7 protein-coding genes are annotated in these 10960 nt (G+C 56.9%); 5 read left to right on the top strand and 2 right to left on the bottom strand.

The annotated features are described in order from the left end of the window. The 5 genes from clpX to ACIQVE_RS25270 all read left to right on the top strand — a co-directional run. A partial coding sequence (gene clpX, locus ACIQVE_RS25290; RefSeq protein WP_402813692.1) for an ATP-dependent Clp protease ATP-binding subunit ClpX occupies window positions 1–1187 on the top strand: 1187 nt, incomplete at its 5' end. Window positions 1188–1350: 163 nt separating this feature from the next. After that, on the top strand, window positions 1351–3747 hold the full coding sequence (gene lon / locus ACIQVE_RS25285; RefSeq protein WP_402813689.1) for an endopeptidase La: 2397 nt from the start codon (window positions 1351–1353) through the stop codon (window positions 3745–3747). Window positions 3748–3895: 148 nt separating this feature from the next. Further along, window positions 3896–4168: an HU family DNA-binding protein gene (locus tag ACIQVE_RS25280; RefSeq protein ID WP_008077714.1), complete on the top strand. Its 273-nt coding sequence runs from the start codon at window positions 3896–3898 to the stop codon at window positions 4166–4168. 229 nt (window positions 4169–4397) lie between these two features. Next, window positions 4398–6269, top strand: coding sequence for a SurA N-terminal domain-containing protein (locus tag ACIQVE_RS25275; RefSeq protein ID WP_402813684.1), 1872 nt, complete (start codon window positions 4398–4400; stop codon window positions 6267–6269). A gap of 801 nt (window positions 6270–7070) precedes the next feature. Next, on the top strand, window positions 7071–7925 hold the full coding sequence (locus tag ACIQVE_RS25270; RefSeq protein WP_402813682.1) for a DUF2242 domain-containing protein: 855 nt from the start codon (window positions 7071–7073) through the stop codon (window positions 7923–7925). Between the two features lie 364 nt (window positions 7926–8289). Here the strand turns inward: ACIQVE_RS25270 and ACIQVE_RS25265 are convergent, their stop codons facing one another. Together ACIQVE_RS25265 and ACIQVE_RS25260 are read right to left on the bottom strand one after the other, a co-directional pair. Next, complete coding sequence (locus ACIQVE_RS25265) at window positions 8290–9330, bottom strand: AraC family transcriptional regulator (RefSeq protein WP_402813679.1); 1041 nt, start codon at window positions 9328–9330, stop codon at window positions 8290–8292. A 3-nt stretch (window positions 9331–9333) separates the two neighbouring features. Further along, entirely contained in the window at window positions 9334–10461 is a 1128-nt protein-coding gene (locus ACIQVE_RS25260; protein ID WP_402813676.1) for a carbon-nitrogen hydrolase family protein, read from the bottom strand. Between the last annotated feature and the right edge of the window lie 499 nt (window positions 10462–10960).

Below are 10960 nucleotides of genomic sequence, written 5' to 3'. Positions count from 1 at the left end.
CCTCGGTGTTTTTCTGCGACGAGTGCGTCGACCTGTGCAATGACATCATCCGCGAGGAGGTGCAGGAAGCCCAGGCCGAAAGCAGCGCGCATAAATTGCCTTCGCCTAAAGAAATCAGCGGCATCCTTGACCAGTACGTCATTGGTCAGGAGCGTGCGAAGAAGGTTTTGGCCGTAGCGGTGTACAACCACTACAAGCGCCTTAATCAGCGTGACAAAAAGGCTGACGACGTCGAACTCGGCAAGAGCAACATCCTGCTGATCGGCCCGACAGGCTCCGGTAAAACCCTGCTGGCTGAAACACTGGCCCGCTTGCTGAACGTTCCGTTCACGATCGCTGACGCCACCACCCTCACCGAGGCTGGTTACGTAGGTGAAGATGTCGAGAACATCATTCAGAAACTGCTGCAAAAGTGCGATTACGACGTAGAGAAAGCCCAGATGGGTATTGTCTATATCGATGAAATCGACAAGATTTCCCGCAAGTCCGACAACCCGTCGATCACCCGAGACGTTTCCGGTGAAGGCGTGCAGCAGGCCTTGCTCAAGTTGATCGAAGGCACGGTCGCTTCCGTACCGCCGCAAGGTGGCCGCAAGCATCCGCAGCAGGAGTTCCTGCAGGTCGACACCCGTAATATCCTGTTCATCTGCGGTGGTGCGTTCTCGGGTCTCGAGAAAGTTATCCAGAACCGTTCCACCAAAGGTGGCATCGGTTTCAACGCAGAAGTGCGCAGCAAGGAAGAAGGCAAGAAAGTCGGTGAATCCCTGCGTGAAGTCGAGCCTGACGATCTGGTCAAGTTCGGTCTGATCCCGGAGTTCGTCGGTCGTCTGCCGGTCCTCGCGACGCTGGACGAACTGGATGAGGCTGCGTTGATGCAGATCCTCACCGAGCCGAAAAATGCTCTGACCAAACAGTATGCCAAGCTGTTCGAGATGGAAGGCGTCGATCTGGAATTCCGAGCCGACGCACTGAAATCGGTCGCTAAACGTGCCCTGGAACGTAAAACCGGTGCCCGTGGCCTGCGTTCGATTCTCGAAGGTGTGCTGCTCGACACGATGTATGAAATCCCCTCGCAGTCCGAGGTGAGCAAAGTCGTGATCGATGAAAGTGTGATCGAAGGCAAGTCCAAGCCGCTGTATATCTACGAGAACAGTGAGCCGGCTGCCAAGGCAGCGCCGGACGCGTAAGCGTCCACTCTGCCGGAATAAAGAAGGGGCCTTCGGGCCTCTTTTTTTTTATGTCGTTTTTTACATCCGCTTTGCGCTTGTTTTTTTTCAAGGCAGCCCCCATCTTGGTTTCAAGCTTAATTCCATCTGATTACGGCCATATGGCCGCCGTAGAGGCGAAATCATGAAGACAACCATCGAATTGCCTCTCCTGCCATTGCGTGATGTCGTGGTTTATCCGCACATGGTTATCCCGCTGTTCGTGGGGCGCGAGAAATCCATCGAAGCCCTCGAAGCTGCGATGACGGGCGACAAGCAGATTCTGCTGCTGGCCCAGAGAAACCCGGCTGATGATGATCCCGGTGAAGACGCTCTCTACCGCGTAGGTACAATTGCCACCGTTCTACAGCTACTCAAGCTGCCTGACGGCACCGTCAAGGTTCTGGTCGAGGGTGAGCAGCGCGGTACCGTTGAACGCTTCAGCGAAGTCGACGGCCACTGCCGTGCAGAAGTCTCGCTGATCGAAGAAGTCGATGCTGCCGAGCGCGAGTCTGAAGTGTTCGTGCGCACGCTGCTGTCGCAGTTCGAACAATATGTGCAGTTGGGCAAGAAAGTCCCGGCTGAAGTCCTGTCGTCGCTCAACAGCATCGATGAGCCGGGTCGCCTGGTCGACACCATGGCTGCACACATGGCGCTGAAGATCGAGCAGAAGCAGGAAATCCTCGAAATCATCGATTTGTCGGCGCGGGTCGAGCACGTTCTGGCGTTGCTGGACGCCGAGATCGATCTGCTGCAAGTCGAAAAACGCATTCGTGGTCGCGTCAAAAAGCAGATGGAGCGCAGTCAGCGCGAGTACTACCTGAATGAGCAGATGAAGGCCATTCAGAAAGAACTCGGCGACAGCGATGAAGGCCACAACGAAATCGAGGACCTGAAAAAGCGCATCGACGCTGCCGGTCTGCCGAAGGACGCGTTGGCTAAAGCCACTGCCGAGCTGAACAAGCTCAAGCAGATGTCACCGATGTCCGCTGAGGCCACCGTGGTGCGCTCGTACATCGACTGGCTGGTACAGGTGCCGTGGAAGGCGCAGAGCAAGGTGCGTCTGGACCTGGCGCGCGCAGAAGACATTCTCGATGCCGATCACTACGGTCTCGAAGAGGTCAAGGAACGTATCCTTGAGTACCTCGCCGTGCAGAAACGCGTGAAGAAGATCCGTGGTCCGGTGTTGTGCCTGGTCGGTCCTCCGGGCGTGGGTAAAACCTCGCTGGCGGAGTCGATTGCTCACGCAACCAACCGAAAATTTGTGCGCATGGCCTTGGGTGGTGTGCGTGATGAAGCGGAAATCCGTGGTCACCGCCGGACTTACATCGGTTCGATGCCGGGTAGATTGATTCAAAAGATGACAAAGGTGGGCGTGCGCAACCCGCTGTTCCTGCTCGATGAAATCGACAAAATGGGCAGTGACATGCGTGGCGATCCGGCGTCGGCACTGCTGGAAGTGCTCGATCCGGAGCAAAACCACAACTTCAACGATCACTATCTGGAAGTCGACTACGACCTCTCGGACGTGATGTTCCTCTGCACCTCTAACTCGATGAACATTCCGCCGGCGCTGCTCGATCGGATGGAAGTCATCCGTTTGCCGGGCTACACCGAAGACGAGAAGATCAACATCGCGGTCAAATACCTGTCGCCTAAGCAGATCACCGCCAATGGCCTGAAGAAAGGCGAGCTGGAATTCGACGCCGAAGCGATCCGCGACATCATTCGCTACTACACCCGTGAAGCCGGTGTGCGTGGCCTTGAACGTCAGATCGCCAAGGTCTGCCGCAAGGCGGTGAAAGAGCATGCGATGGAAAAACGCTTCTCGGTGAAAGTGACAGCTGAACTGCTGGAACACTTCCTCGGCGTGCGCAAGTTCCGCTATGGTCTGGCCGAGCAACAGGATCAGATTGGTCAGGTCACCGGCCTCGCCTGGACTCAGGTTGGCGGCGAATTGCTGACCATCGAAGCCGCGGTCGTGCCGGGTAAAGGTCAGTTGATCAAGACCGGCTCGCTGGGTGATGTAATGGTCGAATCGATCACTGCTGCACTGACCGTTGTGCGCAGCCGTGCCAAGAGCCTGGGCATTCCTCTGGACTTCCATGAGAAGCGCGACACGCACATTCACATGCCGGAAGGGGCAACCCCGAAGGACGGCCCTAGCGCCGGTGTAGGCATGTGCACGGCATTGGTTTCGGCATTGACCGGCATTCCGGTGCGCGCCGATGTCGCCATGACGGGCGAAATCACCCTGCGTGGCCAGGTGCTGGCAATTGGCGGTCTGAAGGAAAAACTGCTGGCGGCACACCGCGGCGGAATCAAGACTGTGATTATTCCGGAAGAGAACGTGCGTGATTTGAAGGAGATTCCTGACAATATCAAGCAGGATCTGCAGATTAAACCGGTTAAATGGATTGACGAGGTCCTGCAAATTGCGCTGCAATACGCGCCGGAGCCCTTGCCGGATGTGGCTCCGGAGATAGTTGCCAAGGATGAAAAACGTGAGTCTGACTCTAAGGAAAGAATTAGCACGCATTAATCGTTTTTGACTGGGTGGCTTCCTTGACAGCTTTTTAGAGCCCTTGTTATAAAGCGGCTCTTAAGTGTCTGTAGGCCATTCAGCACTCGTTTTTGCTTTCACCAAAAAAACTTAGAATCATCTCAAAATAGATATAAGGGGACTTAGAGTGAACAAGTCGGAACTGATTGATGCTATCGCTGCATCCGCTGATATCCCGAAAGCTGCTGCTGGCCGTGCGCTGGACGCTGTAATCGAATCCGTCACTGGCGCTCTCAAGGCCGGCGACTCCGTTGTCCTGGTTGGTTTCGGTACTTTCTCCGTAACTGATCGTCCAGCGCGCGTTGGTCGTAACCCACAGACCGGCAAGACGCTGCAAATCGCTGCTGCTAAAAAACCAGGCTTCAAAGCCGGTAAAGCACTGAAAGAAGCGGTTAACTAAGTTTTCAAGTTTTTACCCATCCGGGTCGGGGTCATGCCTGACTTGGCAGCGGAGCGGTAGAGCAGGTCGCTGAAACAGCTGCCTGTAACGCCGGGATCGAGGGTTCGAGCCCTGTCCGCTCCGCCAGTTACGAGAAGGCGCATCCTCGGATGCGCCTTTCTTCTATCCGGATTCTACCCACGCTCCACGGTTGCCTAAATATTGAAGTTCAACCGTTTCTGGGGGACGCATGCTGCAGAATATCAGGGACAATTCACAAGGCTGGATTGCCAAGACTATTATCGGGATCATCGTTGTATTGATGGCATTCACCGGTATCGAAGCCATTTTCCAGGCTACGACCAACAGCCAGGATGCGGCCACGGTCAACGGTGAAGAAATCAGCCAGAACGAGCTAAGCCAGGCCGTTGATATGCAACGCCGCCAGCTGATGCAACAGCTGGGCAAGGATTTCGATGCCTCGTTGCTCGATGAAAAAATGCTTCGCGAATCGGCCCTCAAGGGTCTGATCGATCGCAAGCTGCTGCTGCAAGGCGCAGACCAAGCGAAATTTTCCTTCTCCGAAGGCGCACTGGATCAGGTGATCCTGCTGACGCCTGAATTCCAGGTTGACGGCAAATTCAGCTCCGAGCGTTTCGACCAGGTGATCCGTCAACTGGGCTACAGCCGTATGCAATTCCGCCAGATGCTGGCTCAGGAAATGCTGATCGGCCAACTGCGCGCCGGTATCGGTGGCAGCGGTTTCGTGACCGACGCCGAAGTGCTGGCTTTCGCCCGTCTGGAAAAGCAGACCCGTGACTTCGCGACCCTGAACGTCAAGGCCGATCCGGCTGCGGTCAAGCTGACCGATGATGAGGTCAAGGCTTACTACGACGAACACGCCAAGGAATTCATGACCCCGGATCAAGTGGTCATCGATTACCTGGAGCTGAAGAAGGCCTCGTTCTTCGATCAGGTCGCTGTCAAGGACGAAGACCTGCAGGCGGCGTATCAGAAAGAGATTGCCAACCTGTCGGAACAGCGTCGTGCGGCACACATCCTGATCGAAGTGAACGACAAGACCACCGAAGCTCAAGCCAAAGCGAAGATCGAAGAGGTCCAGGCGCGTCTGGCCAAAGGCGAACAATTCGAAGCGCTGGCCAAAGAGTTCTCGCAGGATCCGGGTTCGGCCAGCAATGGCGGCGACCTCGGTTACGCAGGTCCAGGCGTCTATGACCCAGCCTTCGAAAAATCGCTGTACTCGCTGGCTAAAGATCAGGTTTCCGAGCCGGTTCGCACCGATTTCGGTTACCACCTGATCAAGCTGCTGGGTGTTGAAGCACCTGAAGTGCCGTCCCTGGCCAGCCTGAAAGACAAGCTGACCCGCGATTTGAAAGCGGCGCAGGTCGAGCAGCGTTTCGTCGAGGCGACCAAGCAGTTGGAAGACTCTGCATTCGAAGCGTCCGATCTGGCTCAGCCAGCGTCGGATCTGAAACTGACCGTCCACACCTCCAAGCCATTCGGCCGTGAAGGTGGCGAAGGGATCGCGGCCAACCGTGCCGTGGTCACTGCGGCATTCAGCACCGAAGTGCTCGATGAAAGTGCCAACAGCACCGCCATTGAGCTGGATCCGGATACCGTGATCGTGCTGCGTGCCAAGGAACACTTGAAGCCTGCGCAACTGCCTCTGGAAAGCGTGAATGCGGCCATCCGCGCTCAGTTGACCAAAGAGCATGCCAGCGCGGCAGCCAAGACCAAGGCCGAGAAGCTGATCGCTGATCTGCGCGACGGCAAGGCTGCTCTAGACAAAGCGGTTGACGGTCAGAACTGGAAAACCACCGAAGCGGCCACTCGTGGTCAGGAAGGTGTTGAACCGGCGGTGCTGCAAGCACTGTTCCGCATGCCGAAACCGGCTGCCAAGGACAAACCGACGTTCACCAGTGTGACGTTGCCTGACGGCAGTTTGATGATCGTGCGTCTGAATGGCGTGAACGAAGCGGCTGCACCGACTGATGAAGAGAAGGCTCAGTACCGTCGCTTCCTTGCGTCGCGTGAAGGTCAGCAGGACTTTGCGGCGTATCGCAAGCAGTTGGAGAGCCAGGCTGACATCAAGAAGTTCTGATGGTTGACTGAGCTGTTGTACAAGGAGCCCCGGCCTAATCAGTCGGGGCTTTTTTGTGGGCGCTCGCTTTTTGGCCTTGGCGGCCTTTGGGCCGGCCATGTTCTTGGGTGTTGGGTGAATATCCGTTTTTTTGCGGTTGGCGGATTAGAGTTCCGCCCTTACGGCGGGTCACCTTTTCCAGACGCCGAAAAGGTAACCCAAAAGGCTTTGCCCCAACGTTTGGCCCTCGCCGTGGCTCGGGTTCCTTCGTTCCGCGATCCATCCGGGCGCAGTCGCCTGCGGTTTGCTTCGCTGCACCTCCTCTCGATGTGTTCGACTTCGTCGAACGGCGCTTCGCGCCTGCCCCCCGGATGAATCCCTCCACTCAGCCTGCCGACGGGGCCTTTTAGATCAAGAGCTGCACTTGAGCTAACGCTCATTGTGTTGAGTGGGGTGGCTGCGCCACATGCTTCGCGTAAACCAAAACTGTGGGAGCCAGCCTGACAGTGACCAATTTCTAACTGTATGCTCCTGATCCTTGTGGGAGCTGGCTTGCCAGCGATGGCGGGTTGGTAGGCGACGCATTTGTTGCTAGTGCTCTCTTTTGTGACTATGCATTTGGTTTGAGTTGTTGCTGCCGTAGCTTCTGGCCGAGACCTGATTCTGGATTTGCCGGGTTTTCTTCATCGAATGATCAGCGCGACCTTTTTCCGCAATCTGGGGTCGATAAGGTTGTAACTGTTTCAAGACACTAATCCATACGCCGCGGGGGCGCGTTCTGTTGCACAATACGCCCCGGACTGTTTTACCTCAGGATGTTTAATGTTGATTTCCACTCCCCTGCGTGTTGTCGGGTTGACGCTGTTGTTTACCGTTGTTGCCGGCTGTGCGAAAGACAAGCCGATGTATGAGCACGAGAACTTCGATGACTCGGGTACGTTTTCGCGTAATTACCCGGTGACGGACGTCGTCAGTTGCGAAGCGGCGCGTCGTGCGTTGCTGAGTCAGGGCTATATCATTACCAGCAACGACTCGAAAGTGATCAGTGGCCACAAGAGCTTTCAGCAAACCGGCGATACCCACATGGAGATCAGCTTCAATGTGGTCTGCGCCGATGACGGCAGTGCCGGGCATCACGCGACGATGTTCGCTAACGCCTTGCAGGATCGCTATGCGCTGAAGAAGACCAACAACTCGGCGAGTCTCGGTGTGGGTGTGTTGGGTTCGGTATCGATGCCGATCGGCTCGTCAGACGATTCGATGGTCAAGGTCGCGAGCGAGACGGTGACGGCGCAGAAGTTCTATGAGCGTTTCTTTACCTTGGTCGAGCAGTTCCTGCCGGCAGAAACCAAGAAAGCGGCACATATCGAAGAGAAGCCGAAGACTGATCTGGGCGTGCCTGAACCAAAAGCAGCCCCCGCGAACCTGACGCCGGCCGCAGAGCCCGCTCCAGCACCTGTTCCAGCAGTTGAGCCAGCCGTGACCGCGCCTGCGCCCGCTGAAGCAGCTCCGGTCATTTCCGAGCCGGTTGCACCGCCTGCGGAGTCGACCCCGATTGCTCCGGCGCCGAGCGCAGAACCTGCGCCGACCACCGAAACCATCACCCCACCGGCCAATCCGACGGACATCCCACCGCCGTCCGAGCCGATTCCAGCGATGCCAGCGTCCGGCCAATAATCCCAGCATTTCTAATTCCCTTGTGGGAGCGAGCTTGCTCGCGAAAGCGTCAGGTCAGCCGACATTAATTTCGACTGGCCTGGCCTCTTCGCGAGCAAGCTCGCTCCCACAGTTATTTTGCGTGGGTAAAAAAATCCCGCGATAAATTCCTGACCGCCTGCTACGTTTTATCCATGAAGGCCAGTTTCACTTTTCCTTCACACGGGCAGGTTACGCTCGAGGCACTGGGCATTTGCTCGGGCCCATTCAACAGAGCAGTAGGGGGATTACACAATGGATGAATATCAAGAAGAACTGCTTGAATACCAAGCCTACGAACTGGATCCGGCGGAGCCGGCGGAAGACGCCACCGAGCTTTAAGGCTTCACGCTGTTTTGCGATGACTGCGGCGGAATTCGCCGGGCGTCTGGCCGCTCCAGCGTTTGAACGCTCGCTGGAATGCTTCGGCTGAAGCAAAGCCGAGCAGGTAAGCGATTTCGCCAAACGCCAGTTCCGTATCGCGGATGTAGGTCATCGCCAGATCACGGCGAGTGTCATTGAGGATCGCGCGAAACTGCGTGCCTTCCTCGGTCAGTTTACGTCGCAAAGTCCAGGTTGGCAGCTTCAGGCTAGCCGCCACTTCTTCCAGGTCCGGTTCCCGGCCACCATTCAATAACGGCCCAAGCAATTGCGTGATGCGTTCGCGCAGACTGCGGGTGCGGGTCAGTTGCTCCAGCTCTCTTTCACACAATTGCAGCAGATGTCGCCAAGTGCTCGGGCAGTGCTCGGGATTGCGCAGGGCGAGGCTGGGCAGGCCCAGGCGCAACTGGTTGCGCTCGGCGCCGAACTGGATCGGGCAATCACCCAAGGCAGCGTAAGCGTCGCGATAGTCGGGCGCGTCGAATTCGATTTCAATGCGTTCAGCCCGCAGCGGTTCGCGGCTGACGCTGGATAGCTGATGCAGCCAGCCGGCGATGATTGAATCCACCACAAAGCGGTTATAGGCGTTGTACGGGCTGATCGAATAGAAGCGTAGCCATGCGCCATTGGCGTCCTCGTGAAAGCTCGACTGACCGCGGTAATTGGAACCGTACAATGGTTCGAAACGGATCAGACAACGGGCGGCCTCACGTACGGTAGGTGCCTGCGATGCGGTGACACCGGCCAGCCCCGCCTGGCTCAAGCGACTCAGTTGACCCATGCGCAGGCCCAGTGCTGGATCGCCGGTCAATTGAATTGCGCCGTGCCCCAAGCGCATGTAACGCGGAATCGACAGGCGTGCCCCGGCCTCGGCCAATCTTGCCGCATCGAGTGCGTATTGTTCGAGCAGCGGCTGTGGGTCGGCGCCGTGACTGCGCACCGCATCGGCGAGGCTATGAACGAAACCTACCGACAGATCCCCAAGGCGCATCGGCAGCGGCTTCATCGCTTACAACCAGATATTCAGCATGCGCGCACCACGGGCGTCGCCATCGGCGAACTGCTGGCCGTTGCTACTGAGAAAGCTCTGACCGGCGCCTGATTTATCCCAGAACTGCCCGCGCAGAAACACACTCATGCCGGCAACTGCATGGCTGCTTGGCGGTTGCGCGGTCAAGGTCAGGCGATGCCAGGCCTGGCCTTCGCTGACTTCGCCGGGCTTGAGGCTGACTGAGCCCGGTGTACTCGAACCCTTGTAGCCACGCCACGGCTGATCCCATGCGCCTTGCCCAAAAACCTGCGCCGGTACGGCGACCAATTGCGCACCTTGCTCGTCGAGTTTGCGGTAGTGGTCCGGATACCAGCTGTCACTGCCGATCAGCACACCAAGGCGCCCAGCCGGGGTGTCGACAATGTTGATCGTCTTTTCATTGGCCTGGATGACATCACGCTGGCTGAACACCGGGTGCATCTGCCGCTGCGGCTGGCCGAGCGGTGCGCCGTCGCGACCGAAGACCACGCTGCTGTTGTACAGCGCACCGCTGCCGGGTTTGAGCTGGCCGTCACGGATACTCGGCTCGGGCAAAACGATGGAGCCGGCCACCAGCGTCACGTGGAATTCCTTGGCCAAACCGCCGAACAGTGCCTGGTAATCCTTGGCCATGCTGCGCGATTTCATGCGCAGGTGGGCGTCGTCGAGACGGTCCTTGCCCTTGGCGCTGAGCCAGGCACGGGCGAACAACAACGGATTACTCGCCGCCAGCCAGTTCATCGCCTCGGCGAGGGTGGGCGCTTGATAGAGCTCGTCTTTTTCGCCGCTGATCATCAGCCAGGTGCCGACGTGTTCCGGCAACACCACCACGGTTTTGTCATTCAACAAGCCTTGATCCTGCGCTTGCTGCAAGTACGCCGCGAGTTTGCGGTGAAGGCGCGCGGGGTTTTGATAGTCGGTGGGGAACAGTTCCGGCTGGATGCCCAGCAGATTGCCACGGTCGGCGGGAGTGCCTTGATCGACCGCCAGTTTGATGCGCAGGTCCGACAGATAATGCCCCGCAGGCCGGTCTGCCGCCCACATGGCGTAGGTGGTGAGGACGGCAACGATGGCCATGGAGAAGAACAGGTACAAAAGTTTGCGCATGAAAACCAACAACGACCGAAGTACAGGGCATGAGTATTCATTGAAAGTGGGAATGAGCGTACGGCAGATCAATGGCTTAAGGCTAGAATTTTTCGAACCTTTGAAATTTTCTGATCATCTGAAGAGAAATTACGCCGGCGTCTATCACTTATCATTAGGCCTCAGTTGATGTGCATTATTTTTTTCACTCGATTCATGGCCCCGCTGGGGGAATCAGCTTCCTCGCCCTGCCGAACCTTCAGCTAATTATCGCAAGAGCGTATGGATATTGTCCTCACGAATGCCGAGAATTGGCTCTTAGCAGTATTAGTTGAGTATGGACCGGGCGAGAGGGGCGGTACTTCTGTATTTTGCATTTAATGCTCACTACCTAGCGCGGCATTTATGCTAAACGTAATGATGAGCAGAAGTGTGAGAAATGCTTCAGTAGATTTGCCGGAGGCTCGCGACCACACCAGTGGTCGAGTGGCTTAGAGCAGTATGATGGCGTTTACGGTCT

The organism is Pseudomonas sp. NPDC098747, assembly GCF_044760045.1.
In the GTDB taxonomy this organism is placed as follows: Bacteria; Pseudomonadota; Gammaproteobacteria; order Pseudomonadales; family Pseudomonadaceae; genus Aquipseudomonas.
Note: the sequence above shows the minus strand (reverse complement) of the source record. Positions and strands in the feature narration are given on the sequence as shown.